Origin of the sequence: Nocardia aurantia (genome assembly GCF_009604425.1) — a bacterium.
Taxonomy (GTDB): domain Bacteria; phylum Actinomycetota; class Actinomycetes; order Mycobacteriales; family Mycobacteriaceae; genus Nocardia; species Nocardia aurantia.
The window spans coordinates 244,559-267,360 of record NZ_WEGI01000010.1 but is presented as its reverse complement, the minus strand read 5'-3'; the positions used below and the strand labels follow the sequence as shown (position 1 = coordinate 267,360).

At 69.5% G+C, this 22,802-nt stretch carries 20 protein-coding genes; 3 read left to right on the top strand and 17 right to left on the bottom strand.

All coding sequences use genetic code 11. From position 1 onward, the window contains the following. Positions 1–89: 89 nt before the first annotated feature. From NRB56_RS23420 to NRB56_RS23380, 9 genes are all read right to left on the bottom strand, one after another. Entirely contained in the window at positions 90–713 is a 624-nt protein-coding gene (locus NRB56_RS23420) for a TetR/AcrR family transcriptional regulator (RefSeq protein WP_153345639.1), read from the bottom strand. Positions 714–867: 154 nt separating this feature from the next. Then, positions 868–1,653 carry a triose-phosphate isomerase gene (tpiA, locus tag NRB56_RS23415; RefSeq protein ID WP_319943417.1) on the bottom strand — a complete coding sequence of 262 codons (786 nt, stop codon included), beginning with the start codon at positions 1,651–1,653 and terminating at the stop codon, positions 868–870. Positions 1,654–1,656: 3 nt separating this feature from the next. After that, a complete protein-coding gene (locus tag NRB56_RS23410) occupies positions 1,657–2,868 on the bottom strand; it encodes a phosphoglycerate kinase (protein ID WP_153345637.1) in 1,212 nt (403 codons plus the stop codon). Positions 2,869–2,873: 5 nt separating this feature from the next. Further along, a complete protein-coding gene (gene gap, locus NRB56_RS23405; RefSeq protein ID WP_319943416.1) occupies positions 2,874–3,893 on the bottom strand; it encodes a type I glyceraldehyde-3-phosphate dehydrogenase in 1,020 nt (339 codons plus the stop codon). 164 nt (positions 3,894–4,057) lie between these two features. Further along, positions 4,058–5,041, bottom strand: coding sequence for a DNA-binding protein WhiA (gene whiA / locus NRB56_RS23400; protein ID WP_019926973.1), 984 nt, complete (start codon positions 5,039–5,041; stop codon positions 4,058–4,060). After that, the gene (locus NRB56_RS23395; RefSeq protein ID WP_153345633.1) at positions 5,032–6,102 is read right to left on the bottom strand and encodes a gluconeogenesis factor YvcK family protein; all 1,071 of its coding nucleotides are present in this window, start codon (positions 6,100–6,102) and stop codon (positions 5,032–5,034) included. Before NRB56_RS23395 ends, whiA begins: the two co-directional genes overlap by 10 nt. Continuing rightward, positions 6,099–7,064: an RNase adapter RapZ gene (rapZ, locus tag NRB56_RS23390; protein WP_153345631.1), complete on the bottom strand. Its 966-nt coding sequence runs from the start codon at positions 7,062–7,064 to the stop codon at positions 6,099–6,101. Before rapZ ends, NRB56_RS23395 begins: the two co-directional genes overlap by 4 nt. A 206-nt stretch (positions 7,065–7,270) precedes the next feature. Then, positions 7,271–9,766 carry an excinuclease ABC subunit UvrC gene (gene uvrC / locus NRB56_RS23385; protein WP_319943415.1) on the bottom strand — a complete coding sequence of 832 codons (2,496 nt, stop codon included), beginning with the start codon at positions 9,764–9,766 and terminating at the stop codon, positions 7,271–7,273. 10 nt (positions 9,767–9,776) lie between these two features. Beyond that, the gene (locus NRB56_RS23380; RefSeq protein ID WP_227838292.1) at positions 9,777–10,676 is read right to left on the bottom strand and encodes a LysR substrate-binding domain-containing protein; all 900 of its coding nucleotides are present in this window, start codon (positions 10,674–10,676) and stop codon (positions 9,777–9,779) included. Positions 10,677–10,747: 71 nt separating this feature from the next. Between NRB56_RS23380 and NRB56_RS23375 the strand changes: the two genes are divergently transcribed. Next, entirely contained in the window at positions 10,748–11,761 is a 1,014-nt protein-coding gene (locus tag NRB56_RS23375) for a bile acid:sodium symporter family protein (protein WP_319943414.1), read from the top strand. A 27-nt stretch (positions 11,762–11,788) separates the two neighbouring features. Here the strand turns inward: NRB56_RS23375 and NRB56_RS23370 are convergent, their stop codons facing one another. The 3 genes from NRB56_RS23370 to NRB56_RS23360 all read right to left on the bottom strand — a co-directional run bounded on the left by NRB56_RS23370 (position 11,789) and on the right by NRB56_RS23360 (position 16,015). Continuing rightward, the gene (locus NRB56_RS23370; RefSeq protein ID WP_227838229.1) at positions 11,789–13,738 is read right to left on the bottom strand and encodes a CocE/NonD family hydrolase; all 1,950 of its coding nucleotides are present in this window, start codon (positions 13,736–13,738) and stop codon (positions 11,789–11,791) included. Between the two features lie 82 nt (positions 13,739–13,820). Beyond that, positions 13,821–15,620 carry a multicopper oxidase family protein gene (locus NRB56_RS23365; protein ID WP_227838227.1) on the bottom strand — a complete coding sequence of 600 codons (1,800 nt, stop codon included), beginning with the start codon at positions 15,618–15,620 and terminating at the stop codon, positions 13,821–13,823. Then, positions 15,617–16,015, bottom strand: coding sequence for a hypothetical protein (locus tag NRB56_RS23360; RefSeq protein ID WP_153345627.1), 399 nt, complete (start codon positions 16,013–16,015; stop codon positions 15,617–15,619). The genes NRB56_RS23365 and NRB56_RS23360 overlap by 4 nt, the downstream gene beginning before the upstream one ends. Positions 16,016–16,108: 93 nt before the next feature. Here NRB56_RS23360 and NRB56_RS39815 point away from each other — a divergent pair, with 93 nt between their 5' ends. Continuing rightward, complete coding sequence (locus tag NRB56_RS39815) at positions 16,109–16,567, top strand: MarR family winged helix-turn-helix transcriptional regulator (RefSeq protein WP_319943413.1); 459 nt, start codon at positions 16,109–16,111, stop codon at positions 16,565–16,567. Between the two features lie 36 nt (positions 16,568–16,603). Here the strand turns inward: NRB56_RS39815 and NRB56_RS23350 are convergent, their stop codons facing one another. Then, positions 16,604–17,245: a TetR/AcrR family transcriptional regulator gene (locus tag NRB56_RS23350; protein WP_319943412.1), complete on the bottom strand. Its 642-nt coding sequence runs from the start codon at positions 17,243–17,245 to the stop codon at positions 16,604–16,606. 33 nt (positions 17,246–17,278) lie between these two features. On the opposite strand from NRB56_RS23350, the gene NRB56_RS23345 reads away from it, so the two are divergent. Then, positions 17,279–18,118: an enoyl-CoA hydratase/isomerase family protein gene (locus tag NRB56_RS23345; RefSeq protein ID WP_153345625.1), complete on the top strand. Its 840-nt coding sequence runs from the start codon at positions 17,279–17,281 to the stop codon at positions 18,116–18,118. Positions 18,119–18,218: 100 nt separating this feature from the next. On the opposite strand, the gene NRB56_RS23340 is transcribed toward NRB56_RS23345, so the two are convergent. The 4 genes from NRB56_RS23340 to NRB56_RS23325 all read right to left on the bottom strand — a co-directional run bounded on the left by NRB56_RS23340 (position 18,219) and on the right by NRB56_RS23325 (position 22,762). Then, positions 18,219–19,436, bottom strand: a complete 1,218-nt coding sequence (locus NRB56_RS23340; RefSeq protein WP_319943411.1) for a winged helix-turn-helix domain-containing protein — start codon at positions 19,434–19,436, stop codon at positions 18,219–18,221. A 63-nt stretch (positions 19,437–19,499) separates the two neighbouring features. Continuing rightward, a complete protein-coding gene (locus NRB56_RS23335; RefSeq protein WP_319943410.1) occupies positions 19,500–21,167 on the bottom strand; it encodes an FAD-binding dehydrogenase in 1,668 nt (555 codons plus the stop codon). Between the two features lie 51 nt (positions 21,168–21,218). Further along, positions 21,219–21,941 carry an oxygen-binding di-iron domain-containing protein gene (locus NRB56_RS23330; protein ID WP_319943409.1) on the bottom strand — a complete coding sequence of 241 codons (723 nt, stop codon included), beginning with the start codon at positions 21,939–21,941 and terminating at the stop codon, positions 21,219–21,221. A 140-nt stretch (positions 21,942–22,081) separates the two neighbouring features. After that, positions 22,082–22,762, bottom strand: a complete 681-nt coding sequence (locus NRB56_RS23325; RefSeq protein ID WP_319943408.1) for an HAD family hydrolase — start codon at positions 22,760–22,762, stop codon at positions 22,082–22,084. Between the last annotated feature and the right edge of the window lie 40 nt (positions 22,763–22,802).

The following is a 22,802-nucleotide window of genomic DNA, read 5'->3' as shown; positions in this document are numbered from 1 at the left end:
AACAAAACTAGAACCCGATTCCTGTTTTCACAAGGGCAGGAACCCGCGACGTACCGAAACATCTTGTGTCCGAATAGGTTCCGTTCGCGCTAGCCGAGCGCGGCGCGCAGGCGTGGTTCGACCAGATCGATGAAGCGGTCGGCCAGCCGGTACACGTCGGCCATCGGCCGCCCACCGTGGATCACCGCGTCCGACAACATGGTGCTGATCACCGACCACAACATGGCCGCGGTGTCCCGGTCGTGGCCGGGGCCGAGGGCGGCGAAATCGGCGGTCAGCCAGCCCTGCGCGGTGCGGCCGAAGTCGGAGAGCAGCGCGCGGGCCTGCGGATCGGCGGTGCTCTGCAGCGACACCTGCACCTTGTACAGCCGCGGCTGCCGCTCGAACGCGCGGATCACCCGGCGCATCCGCACCCGGATCCGTTCCACCGGATCGAGTCCGGCCGACCGGGCGTCGAACGAGCGGCTCGCGGGTTCCGCCCAGGATTGCAGGACCGCGGCGTACAGATGCTCCTTGGAGGAGAAGTAGCGGTAGAGGGTGCCCAGCGCGACGCCCGCCGACTGGGCGACATCGCGGATCTGGACCTGCTCGTACTCCGAATCGGCCAGGGCGGCGAGGGCGGCGTCGATGATCTGGCGCCGCCGGGCCAGTTGCCAGGCCGGCATGTCCTCCGGCGACCGCCCGCCGGCCGTACCCTGTGCCTGCTGAACCATGCTCGCTTTCCGATCGGGCCGTCGCGCTGCCGCTGCGGAACTCTACCCGGCCCGCCAGGGATCCATCGTCACGGTACGGAATTCCGCCGGGCCCCGGAACGGACACGGCCCGGCACTTCACGAGTGCCGGGCCGTCTCCGAAACATGCTGTCGCTCAGGGCAGCGGGCCGCCCGCGGCGATCGCCGAGAGGGTGGCGAACTCGTCGCCCTTCAGCGACGCGCCGCCGACGAGCGCGCCGTCGATATCGGTCTGCGCGACCAGTTCGCCGACGTTCTTCGCGTTCACCGAGCCGCCGTAGAGGATGCGGACACCGCCTGCCACCTCCGCGCCGACCAGGTCGGTGAGCTCCTTGCGCAGTGCGCCGCACACCTCCTGCGCGTCGGCGGGGGTCGCCACGCGACCGGTGCCGATCGCCCAGACCGGCTCGTAGGCGATCACGGTCTTCGACACCTCCTCCGGGCTCAGGCCCTTCAGGGAGCCGCGCAACTGTTCCAGGTTGTAGGCGACGTGGGTCTGCGCCTCCCGGACACCGAGGCCCTCACCGATGCAGACGATGGGGGTCATCCCGTTCTTCAGCACCTGCTTGGCCTTGGCGAGCACGATCGCATCGTCCTCGTTGTGGTACTGGCGGCGCTCCGAGTGACCGACCACCACGAACGAGCAGCCGAGCTTCGCGAGCATCGGAGCGCTGATCTCCCCGGTGTAGGCGCCGGAGTTGTGCACCGACACGTCCTGCGCACCGAAGGTGATGCGCAGCCGGTCGCCCTCCACCAGCGTCTGCACGCTGCGGATGTCGGTGAACGGCGGGATCACCGTGACATCCACCTTGTCGAAATACTTGTCCGGCAACGCGAATGCGATCTTCTGCACCAGAGCGATGGCCTCGAGATGATTGAGGTTCATCTTCCAGTTGCCGGCGATCAAGGGCTTGCGTGCCACCCGTCAGTCCTCCAGAATCGCGATGCCGGGCAGTTCCTTGCCCTCCAGATATTCCAGCGAGGCGCCGCCACCGGTGGAGATGTGCGAGAAGCCGTCCTCGGGCAGGCCCAGCGTGCGCACGGCCGCGGCCGAGTCGCCACCGCCGACCACGGTGAAAGCGCCCTTCTCGGTGGCCTTCACGATGGCCTCGGCCACGCCGCGGGTACCGGCGGCGAACTTCTCGAACTCGAACACACCCATCGGGCCGTTCCAGAAGATCGTCCGCGCCTCGGTCAGCAGCGCACCGAACCGGGACACCGATTCGGGACCGATGTCCAGGCCGGACCAGCCCTCGGGAATCTCGTTGGCGGGCACCACCTTCGACTCCGCGTCGGCGGCGAACTCGTCCGCCACCACGATGTCCCACGGCAGGTGGATGACATCGGCGTAGGTGTCCAGCAGCTTCTTGCAGGTGTCGACCATCTCCGCCTGCAACAGCGAGCCGCCGACCGGAAGCCCTTGGGCCGCAAGGAAGGTGAAGCACATGCCGCCGCCGATGACCAGCGTGTCGACCTTCGGCGCGAGCGCCTCGATGACCGCCAGCTTGTCCGACACCTTCGAGCCGCCCAGCACGACCGCGTACGGCCGCTCGGTATCGCTGGTCAGCTTGCGCAGCACCTCGACCTCGGCCGCGACCAGGCTGCCGGCGTAGTGCGGCAGCAGTTTCGCGACGTCGTACACCGACGCCTGCTTCCGGTGCACGACACCGAAGCCGTCGGACACGAACGCGCCGTCGTCGCCGACCAGCTCGACCAGCGCGGCGGCGAGTTTGCCCCGCTCGGCCTCGTCCTTGCTGGTCTCGCGCGGATCGAACCGGATGTTCTCCAGCAGCAGCACGTCACCGTCGGTGAGGCCCTCGGACCGCGCGAGCGCGTCCTGACCCACCACGTCGCCGGCGAGCTGCACGTTGCGGCCCAGCTCCTCCGCCAGCCGCGCGGCCACCGGGGCCAGCGACAGCTTCGGGTCGGGCTCGCCCTTCGGACGGCCCAGGTGGGCCGTGACGATCACCTTGGCGCCGGCCTCGGCCAGCGCCGCGATGGTCGGCGCGGAGGCCACGATCCGGCCCGCGTCGGTGATCACGCCGTTGTCGAGGGGGACGTTCAGGTCGGAGCGCACCAGCACGCCCCGGCCCTCGACCCCCTCGGCCAGCAGATCCTGAAGTGTCTTCACCGCCATGACGACTACAGCGACTTGCCGACGAGACCGATGAGGTCGGCCAGGCGGTTGGAGTAGCCCCACTCGTTGTCGTACCAGGAGTACACCTTGACCTGATCGTCGATGACCTTGGTCAGCGGCGCGTCGAAGATCGACGAGTGCGGATCGGTCACGATGTCGCTGGAGACGATCGGATCGGTGCTGTACTTCAGGATGCCCTTCAGCGGGCCCTCGGCGGCGGCCTTGAACGCGGCGTTGATATCCGCGACCGACGCCTTCTTGGCCAGGTCCGCGGTGAGGTCGGTGATCGAGCCCGTGGGGATCGGCACCCGCAGCGAGTAGCCGTCGAGCTTGCCGTTGAGCTCCGGCAGCACCAGGCCGATCGCCTTCGCGGCGCCGGTGCTGGTCGGCACGATGTTCAGCGCGGCGGCACGGGCGCGGCGCAGATCCTTGTGCGGGCCGTCCTGCAGGTTCTGATCCTGGGTGTACGCGTGAATCGTGGTCATCAGGCCCTTGACGATGCCGAACTCGTCGTTCAGCACCTTGGCCAGCGGACCGAGGCAGTTGGTGGTGCAGGAGGCATTGGAGATGATGTTCTGGCTGCCGTCGTACTTCTCGTGGTTGACGCCCATCACGATGGTGATGTCCTCGTCGGTGGCCGGCGCGGAGATGATGACCTTCTTGGCGCCCGCGGACAGGTGGCCCTTGGCCTTCGCGGCGTTGGTGAAGATACCGGTGGACTCGACGACGACGTCCACGCCCAGGTCGCCCCACGGCAGCGCCGACGGGCCCTCCTTGATGGCCAGCGCGGTGATCCGCTGGTCACCGACGACGATGGTGTCGTCGCCGTCCAGCGAGACATCCTGCGGCAGGCGGCCCAGGATCGAGTCGTACTTGAGCAGCGTCGCCAGCGTGGCGTTGTCGGTCAGGTCGTTGACGGCGACGATCTCGATGTCCGTCGTGCCGAGGGCTTTCTGCGCCTCGACCGCCCTGAAGAAGTTTCGCCCGATACGGCCGAAGCCGTTGATCCCAACCCGGACAGTCACGTTTTCGCTCCTCAGCTTTCAAGCGGATTCGTTGCGTTGCCAATCCCACCCTAATGCCCGGCTTTTGCATCACTGACATGCCCCTGGTCACTGTGAACAGCCACCAGCGGACAGGTCACGATCGAATAACGGTCACCTGCCGGTCGGTACGCTCGCCCGAATTGTCAGGCGTCTTCCAGCAACTCGGCGGTCACCGCCGACTCGGTATCGGGAATACCGAGTTCCTTGGCCCGCCGGTCGGCCATGGACAGCAGCCGGCGAATGCGGCCCGCGACAGCGTCCTTCGTCATCGGCGGCTCGGCCAGCTGGCCCAGCTCCTCCAGCGACGCCTGCCGGTGCAGCACCCGCAGCCGGCCGGCGGCGGCCAGATGGTCCGGCACATCGTCGCCGAGAATCTCCAGTGCGCGTTCGACCCGCGCGGCGGCGGCCACCGCGGCCCGCGCCGAGCGCCGCAGATTGGCGTCGTCGAAATTGGCCAGCCGGTTGGCGGTGGCCCGCACCTCGCGGCGCATCCGCCGCTCCTCCCAGGTCAGACGCGTGTCCTGGGCGCCCATCCGGGTCAGCAGCGCGCCGATCGCCTCGCCGTCGCGCACCACCACGCGGTCGGTGCCGCGCACCTCGCGCGCCTTCGCCGAGATACCCAGGCGCCGGGCCGCGCCCACGAGGGCCAGCGCGGCCTCCGGGCCGGGGCAGCTGACCTCGAGGGCCGACGAGCGGCCCGGCTCGGTGAGCGATCCGTGCGCGAGAAACGCTCCGCGCCAAGCGGCTTCGGCGTCGGCGATGCTGCCGCCGACCACCTGTGCGGGCAGCCCGCGGACCGGCCGGCCGCGCACGTCGAGCAGCCCGGTCTGGCGGGCCAGCGCCTCGCCCTCCTTGGACACCCGCACCACGTACCGGGATGTCTTGCGCAAACCACCCGCACCCAGCACGTGCACGTCCGAGCCGTAGCCGTACAGCTCGAAGATCTCCCGGCGCAACCGGCGCGCGATGGATCCCATGTCCACCTCGGCTTCGACGATCACCCGGCCGCCGACGATGTGCAGGCCGCCGGCGAAGCGCAATAGGGCCGAGAGCTCGGCCTTGCGCGAACTCACCTGCGACACGCTGAGGCGGCTCAGCTCGTCTTTCACCTCGGCTGTCATCGCCACGAGACCCGCTCCTTTCCACCCGACGCCGACTGCACGTGCCGGCCCATGTGCCGTCCTTCGACTCGAAGCTCTGACTTGTCCGACCGGGGTAGCCCGATCACCTGATCCAGTGCGGCGGCTAGCTTTCCGGGGTGGTGCCGGTCCGTCCCAGCCTCGGCGACATCGGCAAAGGTTACTCGCGCACGCAGCTGTTCGGCAGCTCTTGCCACATGTTCGCGTTCCCTACCCGCCGGTACGTTGCCGGCGTCCACCACGACCTGATCAACCGCGAAATCCGGTGCGTGCTGGGACAATACATGCAGATGCCGCTCCGCGGAGAATCCGGCTGTCTCCCCCGGTTCCGCGGCGAGGTTGAGTACCAGGATTTTTCGGGCGCGAGTGTGCACCAGCGCGTCGTGCAATTCGGGCACCAGCACATGCGGGATCACACTCGTGAACCACGAACCCGGGCCCAGCACAACCACATCGGCGCGCGCGATGGCGGCGGTGGCCTGCGGAATGGCCGGCGGATCGGACGGGATCAACCGCACCCGCCGCACCTTGCCCGGCGTGGTCGCGACCGCCACCTGCCCGCGGATGCACCGGCTGACCCGCGGATCGGCCTCCAGGCCGGACACGTCGGCCTCGATGATCAGCGGCGTCGGCGACATCGGCAGCACCCGGCCGGTGCAGCCCAGCAGGCGGGCCGCCTCGTCCAGCGCGGCCACCGGATCGCCGAGCACGTCGGTCAGGCCGGCCAGGATCAGGTTGCCCACCGAATGCCCGGCCAGCGCGCCGGTGCCGCCGAAGCGATGCTGCATGGTCCGGGCCCACAGCCCCTCGGTGTCGTCGGCGAGCGCCGCCAGCGCCATCCGCAGGTCGCCGGGCGGCAGCATGCCCAGCTCGGCGCGCAGCCGGCCGGACGAGCCGCCGTCGTCGGCGACCGTCACGACCGCGGTGATCTCCCTGGTCAGCCGTCGCGCGGCGGTCAGGGTGGCATACAGCCCGTGCCCCCCGCCGAGCGCGACCAGGGCCGGCCCGCCGGCGGGATCGTCCGCCGCGGTCTCGTTCCGATCGGTCATTCGCGCCCCAGATCCCGATGTACCACCCGCACCACATCGGCGGGCCCGGCGTCGCCGGCCGCACCCAGCAGCTCGCCGAGCGCCTCCGCGAGCGCCACGCTGCGGTGCTTACCGCCCGTGCAGCCCACTGCCACGGTCATGTATCGCTTCCCCTCTTGGCGGTACCCGTCGGTCGTCAGATCCAGCAGATGACGGCAGGTCCGCAGATAGTCGTCGGCGCCCGGACGGGACAGCACGTATTCACTGACCACGGCGTCCTGTCCGGTGAGTTCACGCAGTTCCGGTACCCAATGCGGATTGGGCAGGAAACGCACATCAAACACCATGTCGGCGTCCAGTGGTACTCCGTACTTGAAACCGAACGATTGGATTGTGAGCTGCAGCGCGGTGGGCGTGCCGTCGCCGTACGCCTCCTCCAGTTTGCGATGCAGCTGATGCACGGACAGCGCGGTCGTGTCGATCACCACGTCGGCGGCCGTCTTCACCGACGCCAGCCTGGTCCGCTCGGCGGCCAGGCCCGCCGACAACGTGCCGTCGGCGCTCTCGCTCTGCAACGGATGCCGCCGCCGCGCGAAGCCGAACCGGCGGATCAGCACATCGTCGGAGGCCTCCAGGAACAGCACCCGGGTCCGCACCCCGGCGCCCCGCAGTTGTTCGAGTACCGCCGACAGATCGCCGGTGAAGAACCGGCTGCGCACGTCCATCACCAGGGCGAACTTGCGGATGGGCGGATCGGCCGACTGCCCCAGCTCGACCATCCGGCCGATCAGATCGGGGGGCAGGTTGTCGGCGACGTACCAGCCCAGATCCTCCAGGACCCGGGCCGCGGTACCGCGCCCCGCGCCCGACAGCCCGGTCACGATCACCACCTCGACCGGCCGGTCGGCATTCACGACCGGTTGGGACCGGCCAGCCGGGGACCCGCGGTCCACGGCACTGCTGCTCGATTCGACGCTTGTCATGTCCTACCGGATCCGTCCCTGCCTGTCACTGTTGCCGATTCTCGCCGCGCCGTGCACGCCTGGGATTGCCCCGGGCGTGTCGTCCCGAACATCCTCGCACCCCGACCCGGTCACGTGTTCGATCCACGCGGCCGGGCAACGGGGCCGTCACCGTATCAACCTGCCGGAAACATCAACCTGCTGGAAAACACACCGGGTGCGCCGCGCTACTCCGCGTTGCGGGCCGACAGCTCCCCGTTGAGGGCGGACAGGACCGCCTTCGCCGTCGCCACGCCGATGCCGGGCACCTCCGTGATCTGCTCCACCGTAGCGTCCTTGAGCCGCGCGACCGAGCCGAAATGAGTGACCAGTGCGGTGCGCCGCGATTCCCCGAGGCCGGGCACCTCGTCCAGCACCGACGCCGTCATCCGCCGCGACCGTTTGCTGCGATGGAAGGTGATGGCGAACCGGTGCGCCTCGTCCCGGACGCGTTGCAGCAGGTAGAGGGACTCGCTGTTGCGCGGCATGATCACCGGATCGGGCTCGTTCGGCACCCACACCTCCTCCAGCCGCTTCGCCAGGCCGATCACCGCGACGTCGGTGATGCCGAGTTCGTCGAGCACCTCGGAAGCGGCGTTGACCTGCGGCGCGCCACCGTCGACCACGTACAGATTCGGCGGATAGGAGAATTTGCGCGGCTTGCCCGTCTTCGGGTCGATCCCGGGCAGCGCGGACGGATCATCGACGTGTTCGGCTTCGAGCGTGTCGAGGTCGCGCCGCAGCCGCGCGAACCGCCGCCGGGTGACCTCGGCGATGCTCGCCACGTCGTCGGAACGGCCGCCGCCGGCCGCCTCCTTGATGGTGTAGTGCCGGTACTCGGACTTGCGGGCCAGACCGTCCTCGAACACCACCAGCGAGGCGACCACATCGGTGCCCTGCACGTGGCTGATGTCGACACATTCGATGCGCAGGGGCGCGCTGTCGAGTTCGAGCGCGTCCTGAATACCTTGCAGCGCGGCCGATCTGGCGGTCAGATCGCCGGCGCGCTTGAGCTTGTGCTGGGCCAGCGCCTCCATCGCGTTGCGCTGCACGGTCTCCATCAGCGCCTTCTTGTCGCCGCGCTGCGGCACCCGCAGGTGCACGCCCGCGCCGCGCAGCCGCGACAACCAGTCCTGCAACTGGGCCGAATCGGCGGGCAGCGCCGGAACCAGCACCTCGCGCGGCACCACCGTGGCCGGGCTCTCCCCCTGTTCGGCCGAGTCGTCGTCGACCAGCGCGGCCTGCTCGCCGTAGAACTGGGTGAGGAACTGCTCCACCAGCGCCGCCAGTTCGGCGGTACCCGCCCGCGCCGGCTCCGCCGACTCGGCAGCGGTCTGCCCGACCGCGTCCGTCCGCGAAACCTCCTGTCCCCCAATGCCTATCGCCGAGGCATTGGCCTCCGCAGCAGCCGCCTCCGGACCCACCTGCCCGGCAAGATCTGTTTCCGTGCCGGCCTGCCCGGCAAGGCCGACTCCGGACCCGACCTGTTCGGCAACCTCGGAACCGACCTGTCCGGCGGTGCCGCTCTCGGCACCAGCCTGCCCAGCGACAATGACCTCGGCACCAGTCTGCTGGGAAACCACCGTGGCAGGCCCAGCCTGCGCAGGCTCCGCTGCCGGCGCGTCCCCGGGGGCGGTCGGGCCGGTCCGACCGGGAACGCCGACCTCCGGGGCGGTCCGATCGCGCACTGCCGCAGCAGGCCCGGCCTCCCCTATCGACACGTCCCGACCGGCGGTTTCCGACTCTGCGGCTGGGGCCTCGGGCTCGTCGCCCGTGGTCCCGGACCAGCTCATGTCGAGCGCGTCGCCCGATTTGTCGACCACCCAGCCGCGCTGGCCGCGCACGCGGCCGTCGCGCACGTGGAAGATCTGTACCGCGGCCTCGAGTTCGTCGGTGGCGAAGGCGATCACGTCGGCGTCGGTGCCGGTGCCGAGCACGACCGCCTGCTTCTCCAGGGCGCGCTTCAGCGCTTGGACGTCGTCACGCAGGCGGGCGGCGGATTCGAAGTCGAGGTCCTCGGCCGCGGCCTGCATGCGGCGCTCGAGGTCGCGGACCATACGATCGGTCTTGCCGGAGAGGAAGTCGCAGAAGTCCTCGGCGATGCGGCGATGCTCCGCCGCGCTGACCCGGCCGATGCACGGCGCCGAGCATTTGTCGATGTAGCCGAGCAGGCAGGGACGGCCGATCTGGTTGTGCCGCTTGAAGACTCCGGCGGAACAGGTGCGCACGGGAAACACCCGCAGCAGCAGGTCGACCGTCTCGCGGATGGCCCAGGCGTGCGCGTACGGGCCGAAATAGCGGACACCCTTCTTGCGCGCGCCCCGGTAGACGAATACGCGCGGATATTCCTCGTTCATGCTCACCGCGAGCATGGGGTAGGTCTTGTCGTCGCGGTACCGGACGTTGAACCGCGGATCGAACTCCTTGATCCAGTTGTATTCCAGCTGAAGCGCTTCCACCTCGGTGGACACCACGGTCCACTCCACCGAGGCGGCGGAGGTGACCATCTGGCGGGTGCGCGGATGCAGTGCGGAGATGTCCGCGAAATAGGAATTCAGGCGGCTGCGCAGACTCTTCGCCTTGCCGACATAGATCACCTGCCCGCGTGCGTCCCGGAATTTGTAGACGCCGGGGTCGACGGGGATCGTGCCCGGTGCGGGCCGGTAGGTCGCGGGATCTGCCACGGCAACCAGGTTAACGATCGGCACCGACAGCCGACGCCACCCGACCGCCGGCCACGCTCGCGCGCACCCGCCCCGCGCCGGCCGCGATCGCCTCGCACAGCGCCCGCTCCGGATCGGTCGGGACGCGGTGCCGCCGGACCAGGACGAATTCCAGCTCCCCGAGCGAGGGCAGACCCGGATCGTCGACCGCGAAAACGTCTGCGGGAAGCAGGCTTTCGGCGTGCACGATCACACCGAGCCCGGCCAGCACCGCGGCCCGCAGGCCCAGCTGACTGTCGCTGACACAGGTCACCCGCCACGGCCGGCCCGCACGTTCCAACGCGCGCAGCGCGGTGAGCCGGGTGAGGCTCGGCGGCGGATAGGTCACCAGCGGCACCGGATCCTCGAAACCGGTCGCGCCGCGACGACCGGCCCACACCAGCCGGTCCCGCCACAGCAACTCGCCGTGCTGCTCGCCGGGCAGCCGCTTGCCCACCATCAGGTCCAGCTCGCCCGCCGCCATCCGGGTCTTGAGGTTCTCGCTGAGGCCGACGGTCAGCTCCAGATCGACCCCGGGGTGGGTGCGCTGGAATTCCAGCAGGACGTCGGGCAGTTCGCGGCCCACCACGTCGTCGGAGGCGCCCAGCCGGATCAGCCCGGTCGGCCGGGATCCGGTGAAGTGCCGCTCGGCCTGCTCCTGGGCCTCCAGGATGGTGCGCGCGAAACCGACCATGGCGGCGCCGTCGGCGGTGAGGGCCAGATTGCGGGTGTCGCGGCGGAACAGTTCCCGCCCGGCGGCCTGCTCCAACCGGGCCACCTGCCCGCTCACCGTGGACTGCCGCAGACCCAGCAGCCGGCCCGCGGCGGTGAATCCCCCCGCCCGTTCGACTGCCAGAAAAGTGCGCAGCAACTCGGGATCGAACATATTCATCATGATAGTCGTTCAGAGTTATCGCTTCGAACGACTTCCTCGATCAGTTGCTCCCGGCATACCGTACTCGGGTGAATCTGCTCGCGAAGCTCCGCATCGAACCGTTCATGCTCGGCATCCTGGCCAGCCTGGCGGTCGGCGCGCTCCTGCCCGCGTCCGGCGCGGCCGCCGACGTGCTGGACTGGGCGACGAAGATCGCGATCGCGCTGTTGTTCTTCCTGTACGGCGCCCGCCTGCAGCCGCGGGAGGCGCTCGACGGCCTGCGGCACTGGCGGTTGCACACCACCGTGCTGGCCGCGACCTATCTGCTGTTCCCGCTGATCGGGCTGGCGCTGCGCATCCTGGTTCCCTCGGTGCTCACCGACGACCTGTACACCGGCGTGCTGTACCTGTGCCTGCTGCCGTCCACCGTGCAGTCCTCGATCGCGTTCACCTCGGTGGCGCGCGGGAACGTCGCCGGCGCGGTGGTCAGCGCGTCGCTGTCGAATCTGCTCGGCGTGTTCGTGACGCCGCTGCTGGTCGTGCTGCTGATGCACACCACCGGCGACGTGCACGTCTCCGGCGGGCAGGTGCTGACCATCGTGGTGCAGCTGCTGGTGCCGTTCTTCGTCGGCCAAGCGCTGCGCCCCTGGCTGGGCTGGTTGATGCGGCACAAGTCGGTGACCAAGACGGTCGACCGCGGTTCCATCTACCTGGTCGTCTACTCGGCGTTCAGCGCGAGCATGACCGAGCACATCTGGCACGGGCTGTCGGTCTGGCGGATCCTGGCGGTCGCGCTGGTGTGCGCGATCATGCTGTCGGTGGTCCTGGGCATCACCACCACCGCCGGGCGGCTGCTCGGGTTCTCCTGGCCGGATCGCATCGTCATCACCTTCTGCGGCTCCAAGAAGAGCCTGGCCACCGGCCTGCCGATGGCGACGGTGTTGTTCGCGGGACACCCCGTGGGCCTGATCGTGTTGCCGCTCATGATCTTCCATCAGATCCAACTACTCACCTGCGCCTGGCTGGCCGGCCGATGGGGGCGGGACGCCGAAGCGGCCGAACTGCCGCGGCCCGAGGAGGAACCGACCACCGCGCCCGCCTGACCGCGGCATCGCGCGGATCCGGAAGTGTCAGTGCGCCAACGGGAAATCGTCGTCGCCTCCCGGACCGGCGGGGACGATCGGCAACACGATCGCGGACGGATGGTCGGCATCGTGCAGGATGGTCTGGGTCGCGCCGAGCACGTTCGCGCTCTGCCCGAACGGTTCGCCGGTGTTGGGATTCGGCGCGTACTGCGGGAAGTCGCTGCTCGAGATCTCCAGCCGCAGCCGGTAACCCGCCTTCACCAGGTAACTCGTCGGCCAGATCCGGATCGTGTACTGGTACGGGCGATTCGGCTCGATCGGCGTCGGACGCTCGAGGCCGTCCCGGAACGCCGTGCGCAGGATGCCGTTGTTCAGATTCTCGGTGCCGCCGTCCGGGGCCACCGCGACCAGCTTCGCCGTGAAGTCGGTGTCGATCGCCGTCGACGCGGCCCACAGGGTCACCGAGATCGGCCCGGTGACCTCGGTATCGGCGGCCATCGCCGCGGTGGTGTAGGTGAGCACGTCACTGCGCTGTTCGACGACGCCTTGGTCGTAGGGCCCCTGCGGGCCACTGGCCGACGCGCAGCAGGAGTGCCCGCCCGCGCTCGGAACGGGGTTCTGGGGGTCGTAGTAATAGGTGTCCGGCGGCTGCGGCGCCGTCGGCGCGGTGGTGGTCAACGCCCCGGCGCGCCCCATGACCGCCGGTGACCCCGAGCCGGAGAGGTAGTAACTGGTGGATCGGGTGCCCGGCAGCGGCCACGCGTCGGCGGTCTTCCAGGTGTTCGAGCCACGCAGGAAGTAGTCGACGACCGGCTTACCAGTGGCGACCTTGTTGTCCACGCCCTTCAGGAAGTGGTCGAACCACTTCAGCATGAGATCGTTCACGGGACTGTCGCCGGCTGCTCCGGCCGACGCCAGCAACGGCGTGGACAGCCCGGTATCGGCTCGGCCCCAGCCGATGTGGTCCCAGGGACCGATCACCAGGCGCTGATCGGCGCGGGCCTCCGGGGTGCCGCCGTGCTGCACCATACCGGTGAAGTTCTCGATACCCCCGGCGAGGAAGGCGTCGTACCAGCCCTCGATATCGAGCACCGGGACGTGCACGTTCGCATACCGGTCCCGGATGCTCCACTGCTTCCAGTAGTCGTCGCGGGCGGAATGCCGGATCCAGTCGAAATACCACGGCGCGACCGCCGGATCACCCGGATGCATCGGCGGAAACTGCTGGTACGGACGGTAATTCAGCCAGCGGGTGGCCTGGGCGGTGTCGGCCTCCAGCTGTTTCGCGGTGGCGGTGTCGCCGCGGTTGGTGGCCGCGCTCGCGCCGATGGTCCCCATCGCCCACGGTTCGACGAACGCCAGCCGGAATTCGCCGCCGTCGTAGGTCCAGCCGTCGTAGTAGTCGGAGGAGGTGTTCGCGGGCACGATGGTGGTCAGGTGCGGCGGGGTGGCAGTGGCCGCGAGCCACTGGGTGGCCCCGACATAGGACGAGCCGTACATGCCGACCTTGCCGTTGGTGCCGGGCAACGCCGCCGCCCATTCGACTGTGTCGTAGCCGTCGGCGCCGTCGTTGGCGAATTCGGCGAAGGTGCCGCCGGACGCTCCTTGGCCTCGAATATCCTGCACGACAACGAGATAGCAGTGCGACGCGAACCAGTCCGGCGACTGGTAGCGGTACGGCTGGATCTGCGCGGCGGCCTTGCCGTACTGGGTGCGCATGAGGATCACCGGCACCTTGTCGCCGGTCTGCGGCCGGTACACGTCGGCCTTCAGCACCACCCCGTCGCGCATGGCCGCCGGGACGTTCTCCTGCTTGCTCACCGCGCACGGCCCGCGACCACCGGCAGGCGGCCAGGCGGCCGGGGTCACGGGCGCCTGGGACCCCTGCGGGACCGGCGGGGTACTGCCCGCGCACCCGCTCAGCACCGACGCGAGCACCGCGAGGCCGGCAACCATCCGGCCAACCCCACTGCGCCCCATCCCGATTCGCGCCATGCCGCGACGGTAGCACCGAGCCCCGTTCCGCAGCCAGGAAATTCGGCACGAAAGGGGTGCGAACCGAATCTCGCCGATCGAGTCAGGTGCGGGTGGTGAAGGTCGCCATCATCGACATGTCCTCGTGCTCCAGGTTGTGGCAGTGCAGGACGTAGCGGCCCGGGAAGTCGGTGAAACGCACCGCGATCTCGGCGATCTGGGCGGCCTCCAGATAGAGGGTGTCCTTCCAGCCCGCGTCGGCCGGGCGCGGTGGCCCGCCGTTGCGGGACAGCACCCGGAACTGGTTGAGGTGCAGGTGAATCGGATGATCGAGATCGGTGACCAGCCGCCAGATCTCGGTGTCGCCCAGCCGCGGCCGGGCGATCGGCTCGGACGGAGAATAGGCGCGGCCGTTGATCATCCAGCCGTGCGGGCTTCCGGCATCGCGGCGAGCGAATCGGAACGTGCGCGTGACCGCGGCCGAACCCGGTGCGGGCGTGGCGGATTCGGTGAGCACGTCGGGGATCACCGTGGTGTCCGCGACCCGGTCGGTGACCGCGAAACGCATGACGCGGTCGGTGGTTCCGGTTCCGAGGTCGTTGTGGACGGTCACCCGGTCCCCGACCGCGCAGCCGGTGAAGTCGACGATCACGTCGTATCGCTCGCCGGGCGCGATGGTCAGTTCGCCGACCCGCTGTGGCCGGTCCAGCAGCCCGCCGTCGGAACCGATCTGCACGAAATGACCGTCGCCACGCGGCATGTCGATACGCAACCGATAGACCCGGGCATTGGAGCCGTTGAGCAGCCGGAGCCGGTATTTCGCGGTGCTCACGCGATGTTCGGGCCAGGGCACCCCGTTGACCAGGATCACGTCGCCGAGCGCACCACGGGTGAACTTGCCCGTCACTCCGGCGGTGTGCAGGCCCGAGGGGTCGGCCGCCGGATATTTCAGGGCGCCGGTGGCATCGAATGCCCGGTCGGCCAGCATGAGTGGCAGATCGCGTGCTCCGGCAGGGAGCCCGAGCCGACGCTCGGCCTCGTCGGTGACCAGGTGGAAACCCGCGAGCCCGCGCCAGACCGCGGCACCGGTGAAGTCCATCCGGTGATCGTGGTACCACAGCGCCGCGGCGGGCTGCCCGGCCGGATAGACGTAGTCGCGCTCACCGATCATGATGTGCGCCAGAGCATCTCGTTCCATGCGCATACCCGCGTGATCCGGGCCGTCCGCACCCGCGCGGATACCCGCCATACCGGATCCGCCTGCCGCCTCGGGCACGGTCGCCGGATCCGATCCACCCGCCCGGCCCGGCACGCCGCTCACCCGCGAATCGCCCGCCATGTCCGGCATATCGGCCGGATTCGATGTGCCCACCGGGTACAGCAGGTCGGTCGGGTAACCGTCGGAGTCCCCGGGCACATGCCCACCGTGCAGATGCACGACGACCGGCACGGGCAACTCGTTGCGGTGGGTGACCACCGTCCGGCGGTCACGCGCCGATATCACCGTCGGCCCCGGAAAGCTTCCGCCGTAGGTCCACATCGGCGTCGAATATCCCGGCAGCACAGTGATATTCGTCGCTCGCTGGACGATCCGGTAGTAGTCGGTCGTCTCGTCCCGCGCGACCGGTGCGAGCACCGGCGGCAGCACCAGCGGAAGGGTGAACGGCTCGGGTAGCCGTGCGTCGCTGGTCAGATGGACCCGGTCGGCGGGTGTGTCCGCGTACCACTCCCACGCGCCCAGCGCGCCGGCCACCACCGATACCGCCGCCCCGCGCAGCATCCCGCGCCGCGACAGTCGAAGCGCCCCAGGGGTTCCCCGATTCTTGCCGATACCGCCGGCTTCGACCGGGTCGCCACCGGGACCGGCCGCCCGGGCGCCGGCCCGCGACTCGCCGTCGCTCATGCCCGCGCTCCGGCCGGTTCCCGCCATGTCTGCCCGACCTGCCCCAGCAGACCACCGATGAGCAGAACCCCCACCGGCACATGCACGGCGACGATCGATCGGGTCCCGGTCGTCATCTGGATCGCCGTCAGCGCGATGAGACCGAGGCCGATGAGGACCGGCCGCGCCGCGCCGCCCCCGAATCGCCACGCGACAGCGAAAGCGATTGTCTCGGTGAGGATTCCGACTGCCAGCACGATGCCGTTGAGCATATGCGAATCCAGCCCGTCGTAGCTGCCCGCGAGCAGCCTGCCGGCGAACACCGCCTGCGCGAGCCCGTCGAGTGCGACGACGACGGCGAGTGCCCGCAGCAGCGACGGCCAGATCCGGGACCCTGCGCGCTCCGCAGTGGTCATCACGATCACCCCAATAGTTCAGATTTATGAATAGTTCAGAAGTCTGAACTTGTATGCTGATGCTGTCAAGACCGTTTCGACAGGAGGTAGCGCGTGGCCGACGCGGACGACATCGCGGAGTTCCGATCGCTGGTACCGCTGCTGTCGGCATACCTGCGGCGAGCCCACAGCGATATGCCGCCCGAACTGCAACAGCTGTTCGAATCGGCGGGCCTGGGCCCGCGACACGGCGCGGTGCTGTCGTTCGTGCTGTCCTCCGGGCCCGTCAGCGTCGGCGACGTGGCGCGGCAGCTGAGCCTCGGTCTCACGAACGCCAGTCAGCTCGCCGGCGACCTGACCCGGGCGGGCTGGCTGCACCGCGAGTCCGACCCGGCCGACCACCGCCGCACCCTCCTGACCGTGGCGCCGGAACACCGCCGGACGGTCACGAAATTCCTCGACCGCCGCTCGGCCCCCCTGGCCCGCGCGGTCCGGCGCCTGACCCCCGGCGAACTCGCCGGTTTCCGCGCCGGCCTCACCGCCTGGGTCGAGGAGATCGCCGCCCTGGATTGAGCCGGCACCGAGGGCGACGACCCCTCGGTGACTACATCAGACCGGAGGCAGTACGAATCCGGCAGCGGCCAGCGTCACCAATCGCTCGATCAACTCCGGTCGACCGGGGACGTATTCGGCCGCGACGGCGATCCCGGCCGCGAGTGCGAGCAGGTCCCCGGAGGTCGTCCCGTCACGCAGCACGCCGGACTGCCGGGCCCGGTCGACGAGGGCGTCGATCCCGGCGGTCATCTCGACGCAGGCCGCGTGCAGGGCCGAGCCCTCGTCGTGGACGGCGGCGAGCACGGAGGTGGGCAGCCCGCGGTAGGTCAGGGATCCGGTGGCGAGCCGGGTCAGCCACGCGATCAGGGCCGCACCCGGCGACGGGTCGGCGAGCAGGTGCCGCGCCGTTTCGCTCAGGTCGTGCAGCGCGTCCGCGAACAGCGCCTCCAGCAGCGCCTGGCGGTCCGGGAAGTGCCGGTAGAGAGTGCCGATGCCCACGCCGGCCCGGCGGGCGACGTCCCGCAGGGACGCGTCGACGCCGTGTTCGGCGAACACCTCGCGGGCGGTCTCCAGCAGCCGGGCGCGGTTGTCCAGGGCGTCGGACCGGCGGGCCCGGCGCGGTTCGGTAGACGCGTCGATGGCGCACACACCTTTCCCGTTGCGTTCCGGAGCGGTGCTCCGTATAGTTCGGAGCACCGCTCCGAATAGTAATCGATCGAGAGGAACCCCATGCCGAAGGACCTGACCGACTGGCACGCCACGGTCGGCGGATTCGTCGCGCGACCGCGCTTCGAGGAGTACTCACGGAAGTACGCCGATCACTTCGCGATGACCCGGGAGGACGGAATCCTGGAGTTGCGCATGCACACCGACGGCGGGCCCGCGCAGTTCGGCTTCGCGGCGCACAACGCCTGGGGGCAGGCGTGGCAGGAGATCGGCAACGATCCCGACAACGAGGTGCTGATCCTGACCGGCACCGGCGACCAGTGGATCGCCACCGACGATCTGGCGCCGGAGGACCGCGACCTCGGCGAGCTGATGCCCATGGCCCCGCCGCCGGACTTCGCCTACGAGCACACCTATTACGACGCGATCAAACTGCTGGAGAACATGGTCTTCGGCATCGACATCCCCACCATCGCGGCGCTCAACGGCCCGAGCCCGGCGCACACCGAGTTCGCCCTGCTGTGCGACATCACCCTGGCCGCCGAGCACGCCACCATCCTGGACCCGCACTTCCCCTCCGGGGTCGTGCCCGGAGACGGACTACAGCTCACCCTGCAGGAGACGCTCGGCACCAAACGCGCCGCCTACCACCTGTACACCGCGGACCCGATCGATGCGCCGACCGCTCTCGAACTCGGTCTCGTGAACGAGGTTCTGCCGCTGCCGGATCTGCTGCCCCGCGCCTGGGAGATCGCGCGCACCATCATGCGCCAGCCGCGCGCCGCCCGGCGGTTCACCCACGCCGTCGCCCAGCGCCCGTGGAAGCGCCGCCTCGTCCAGGACCTGGGTTTCGGCCTGGCCCACGAGATGGCCGGCATCTCCGCCGACCGCCGCTTCGGCTAGCGCTCACCCCATCCCACAGGCTGACACACCTACCTCAGTCCTGTTGCCGCTGAGCCACTTCCGGCCGTTCGCCCATCGAACTCATCCGGGCACGGCCGAATCACCCTGCGGCGCGGGCGAGTTCGGCGGCGAGGTTGCCGCGTTCCCCGACCACCACATGGTCCAGCTCCAGCCAATCCGCCATGGCGCGCAGTGCCGCGGCCAGCTCGGACGCGACGCGGGGATCGTCGCGTCCGGGTTCGGCGAAGGCTGCGGGGACCAGCAGACGGCCGGTGGCGCGTTCGGCCCGCAGATCGACGCGGCCGACGAGTTCACCGTCCAGCAGGAACGGGAAGACGTAATACCCGTGTACCCGTTTGGGTTCCGGTGTGTAGATCTCGATGCGGTAGTGGAAGTCGAAGATGCGCTCGGTGCGGGGGCGGTAGAAGATCAGCGGGTCGAACGGGCACAGCAGCGCCGAACCCGTGACCGCGCGGGGCGTGCGCGCACCGGGCCGCAGGTAGGCGAGCCGGTCCCACCCGGCGACCTGCACGGGTTCCAGCTCGCCCGCGTCGACCAGGTCGGCGATCGCAGGCGCGGTCTGCTCGCGCCGGAGCCGGTAGTAGTCACGCAGATCGGGTTCGGTGGCGACGCCGAGCGCGTCGGCCGCGCGGCGCACGAGTTCCCGGACGGCGTCCGGCTCGTCCACCTCACGGGCCAGGGCCTCGGGTGGCAGCACCCGCTCGGTGAGGTCGTAGTAGCGCTGGAAGCCGACGCGTTTGTCGACCGACAGCTCTCCGGTGGCGAACAACAGCTCGCACACCACCTTGGTGTCGCTGTAGTTCCAGCCCCAATGATCCTTGCTGCGCGGACGATCGAGCTCCAGATGTTTCTCCACCTCACCGGCGGTGCTGGCCCCGAACTCGCCGATCACCTCGAGCACGTCCTTCGGCAACCGGGGACTGTGTTCCAGCACCCGCTTCGCTCCGCCCCACCGGCCGTGCCGGTAGTGGGCCATCCGCCAGCGCATCAACGGCCAATCCTCGACCGGGATCAGCGCCGCCTCGTGGGCCCAGTACTCCACGAGCCGGCGCGGCCGACGCGAGTCGTGGCTCCAGGCCAGTTCGTCGAGCAGGCCCCGGTCGTAGCCGCCGACGCGGCTGAAGACCGGCGCGTAGTGCGCCCGCACCACCGCGGCCACCGAATCCAGTTGCAACAGCTGGGTTCGCTCCAGAACTCGTTGCAGGACACGGCGATTCACCGTGGCGGGATGCGCCGCGGCGAAACCCTGTGCGGCGAGGGCGGTCCGGCGGGCGCCGGCGGTGGTCATGGTACGCACTTCAGCACCTTCTCACGGACCACCGACAGATTTCGTCGCGGACCGCACGACAACGCAGGACCCTCAGCGCGGAGTCCGCGCCGCCGCTCGCCCGGCGGCCCGGCCGGAGAAGATGCAACCGCCGAGGAATGTGCCCTCCAGCGCGTTGTATCCGTGCACCCCGCCGCCGCCGAAACCGGCGACCTCACCGGCGGCGTACAGGCCGGGGAACGGCTCGCCGTCGGCGCGGATCACGCGGGAGTCGAGGTCGGTCTGCAGGCCGCCCAGCGTCTTTCGGGTCAGGATGTTGAGCCGCACCCCGATCAGCGGGCCGTGCGCCGGATCGAGGATCCGGTGCGGCGGGACGACCCGCAGCTTCTCGCCCAGCGAGCGGCGGGCATTGGTGATCGCCATCAGCTGCGCGTCCTTGGAGAACTTGTTGGTCACCTCGCGATCGCGGGCGACGATCTGCCGTTCGATCGCCGCGACATCCAGCTGCGGACCACGCGCGATCTTGTTCATCCCCGCGATCAGCTCGGGCAGCGAATCGGCGACGACGAAGTCCACTCCGTGCTGTTTGAACGCCTCCACCGGGCCGGGAGCGCCCTTGGCGACCCGGCTGCGCAGGGTGAACTTGAGATCCTTGCCGGTGATGTCGGGATTCTGCTCGGATCCCGACAGCGCGAACTCCTTCGCGATGATCGACTGGTTCAGGACGAACCACGAGTAGTCGTAGCCGGTCGAAAGGATTTCGCGCATCGTCGCATTGGTGTCGAAACCCGGGAAACACGGTGCGGCCAAGCGCTTTCCGTTGGCATCGAACCACAGCGAGGACGGACCGGGGATGATCCGGATGGCGTGGTCGGGCCAGATCGGATCCCAGTTGTGGATGCCTTCCGTGTAGTGCCACATGCGATCCCGGTTCACGATCCGGCCCCCGGCGGCCTCGGTGATGCCGAGCATCCGGCCGTCGACATGGGCGGGCACGCCCGAGATCATCGTCTCCGGGCAGGGTCCGAGCCGGTCGGCAGGCCAGTTCTTCCGGATCAGGTCGTGGTTGTGGCCGATGCCGCCGGAGGTCACGATCGTCGCCGGAGCCCGGATCTCGAACTCTCCCACCATCGTTCGCGACGAGGCGTGGCCGCGCTCCAGGTCGGTGGGTTCCAGTACGCCGCCGCGCACGCCGGCGACCGCGCCGTCCTCGACGATCAGTTCGTCCACCCGGTGCCGGAACGCGAATTCGACCAGCCCGCGCCGCTCGGCCGCCAGCACCGGTTCCAGGAACACCCGGACCACCTCGGGCCCGGTCCCCCAGGTCAGATGGAAGCGGGGCACGGAGTTGCCGTGGCCGTCGGCCGCGCCACCGCCGCGCTCGGCCCAGCCCACCAGCGGCGTCACCCGCAGGCCGAGATCGTGCAGGTACTGCCGTTTCTCGGTGGCCGCGAACTCGACGTAGGCCCGCGCCCACTGCCGGGCCCAGTGATCCTCGTCGTCACGGTCGAAGCCTGCCGAACCCTGCCAGTCCTGCCAGGCCAGCTCGAAGGAGTCCTTCACGCCGACCCGCCGCTGCTCGGGGCTGTCCACGAAGAACAGCCCGCCCAGGGACCAGAAGGCCTGGCCACCGAGGTTGTTGCGATTCTCCTGGTCGAGCACGAGCACCTTCCGCCCGGCCCGGGTCAGCTCGTAGGTCGCGACGAGGCCGGCCAGCCCGGCTCCGACGACGACGACATCCGGCTGCGACGACGGAGCCACGGATCCTCCTCCACACTGGGACGAACGGATACATTCATGTATCGAGTGGTGTCAACCTAGCAGACCCGCGCGGCGCTCGTAATCCGCAGCGAGATCCCGCAAGGCCGCCGCACAGTCGCCGGTATAGCTCGGACCGTGCATGATCGCCAGTGTGGTGGGTGCGAGATCCGCCAGCGCGTGCAGCGCGGCCGGGACGGCGGGCCCGATCGAGGTGGCATGGAAGACGTCCTCGGCACGGCCGGCGGGCCCGACCACGTCCGACTCGGTCAGCGCCGGGCCGGGACCGATCTGGGTCATGAAATCACCGCACAGCAGCACACGGGTCGTCTCGTCGTAGAGCACCCGCGCCTCCCAGTTGTGCGGGGCGTGCGGGGTATCGATGTGCCGCACCCGGTGGCCGCCGACGTCGATGATCTCACCGTCGGCGAGGTGCCGCGGCGGCCGGTCGGCCAGGTCGTCCAGCGATACGAGACAACCCAGTTCACCGTGTGCCACCTGAGCCTGCGGCGCGGCCGCCAGGAACATGTTCATGGCACCGGCCTCATCCGCCTCGACGTGCCCGAAGGTGATCCAGCGCAGGCTTTCCACCGGCAGCACGCGGGCGATCTGCTCGGTGACCGCGGGGAACAGCCACCGCATGCCGCAGTGGAACAGCAGCGGTTCCGCCCCGCCGATCAGGAACTGGTTGTAGGTGAAACCGGTGGGGCCCACCTCGGGCACGAAGGTGGAGATGCGATAGATGCCGTCGGCGATTTCGTCCGTGCGAATGTCCACAGGGGCCTCCCTCTGGCGCCCGGCGACCACTCGGTTCCGATACCGGCGAAGCGCGTGGTCACCGCCGGATGGTGTCTTCACACGGTACCCGCCGCCGACGATCCGGACAGTGCCGCGGCGGCACCGCCCGGGCCGGGGGCTCAGCCCACGCCGTGCTCGCGCAGCGCCGTCGCCAGGGCGTCGCGCCGCTCTCCGGTCGGCGACGGCTCGACCAAAGCGAAGCGGCATCCGAATGTCGTTGCCACACCGTCGTTCTCGGGGCTGTCGCCGACCATCAGCACGCGTTCCGGGGACACCCCCAGCTGCTCGAAGGTCCAGTCGAAGATGCCGCGGTCCGGCTTCATCGAGCCGATCTCGAAGGACAGCGCGAAGGCGGCCACGTACCGATCCCAGTCGTGCGCGGCGAACGCCGGCCGCAGATCGAAGGCGATATTGCTCACCACGGCCGCCGGAATGCGGTGGGAATCCAGGCGTTTCAATACCGCGCCGGTGTCCGGGTAGGGCGTCCACGCCAGCGGGTCGACCAGCCGGGAGTACAACCGGCCTGCCTGCGGCCCGGCGACCCCGGACTGGCGCAGCACCTCGCGATACGCCTCCTCGTGCAGCTCCGGGGCCAGATCACGATGGTCCCAGGCGTACTGCTCGCGGGCGTCGAATACGAGTGTCTGGGTGGGATGGGTGAGGTGGTGCAGCAACTCCGCCGCCCGCGCCGCGTCGAACGGCTCACCGATATCGGACACCAGGTCCGCGGTCCACGTCTCGTCCGGCTCCAGCCGGAACAGGGTTCCCGAGAAATCGAACAGCACGGCCTCGATGGTCACCGGGCCAGCCTACCCGGCTCCATCCGGCCGACCACGTCAC

Bases quoted from the DNA above. Each gene is read 5' to 3' on its own strand.
- NRB56_RS23420 (WP_153345639.1), bottom strand. From the start codon at position 713: ATGGTTCAGCAGGCACAGGGTACGGCCGGCGGGCGGTCGCCGGAGGAC.
- NRB56_RS23410 (WP_153345637.1), bottom strand. From the start codon at position 2,868: ATGGCGGTGAAGACACTTCAGGATCTGCTGGCCGAGGGGGTCGAGGGC.
- NRB56_RS23395 (WP_153345633.1), bottom strand. From the start codon at position 6,102: ATGACCGATCGGAACGAGACCGCGGCGGACGATCCCGCCGGCGGGCCG.
- rapZ (WP_153345631.1), bottom strand. From the start codon at position 7,064: ATGACAAGCGTCGAATCGAGCAGCAGTGCCGTGGACCGCGGGTCCCCG.
- NRB56_RS23380 (WP_227838292.1), bottom strand. From the start codon at position 10,676: ATGAATATGTTCGATCCCGAGTTGCTGCGCACTTTTCTGGCAGTCGAA.
- NRB56_RS23370 (WP_227838229.1), bottom strand. From the start codon at position 13,738: ATGGCGCGAATCGGGATGGGGCGCAGTGGGGTTGGCCGGATGGTTGCC.
- NRB56_RS23365 (WP_227838227.1), bottom strand. From the start codon at position 15,620: ATGAGCGACGGCGAGTCGCGGGCCGGCGCCCGGGCGGCCGGTCCCGGT.
- NRB56_RS23360 (WP_153345627.1), bottom strand. From the start codon at position 16,015: ATGACCACTGCGGAGCGCGCAGGGTCCCGGATCTGGCCGTCGCTGCTG.
- NRB56_RS23345 (WP_153345625.1), top strand. From the start codon at position 17,279: ATGCCGAAGGACCTGACCGACTGGCACGCCACGGTCGGCGGATTCGTC.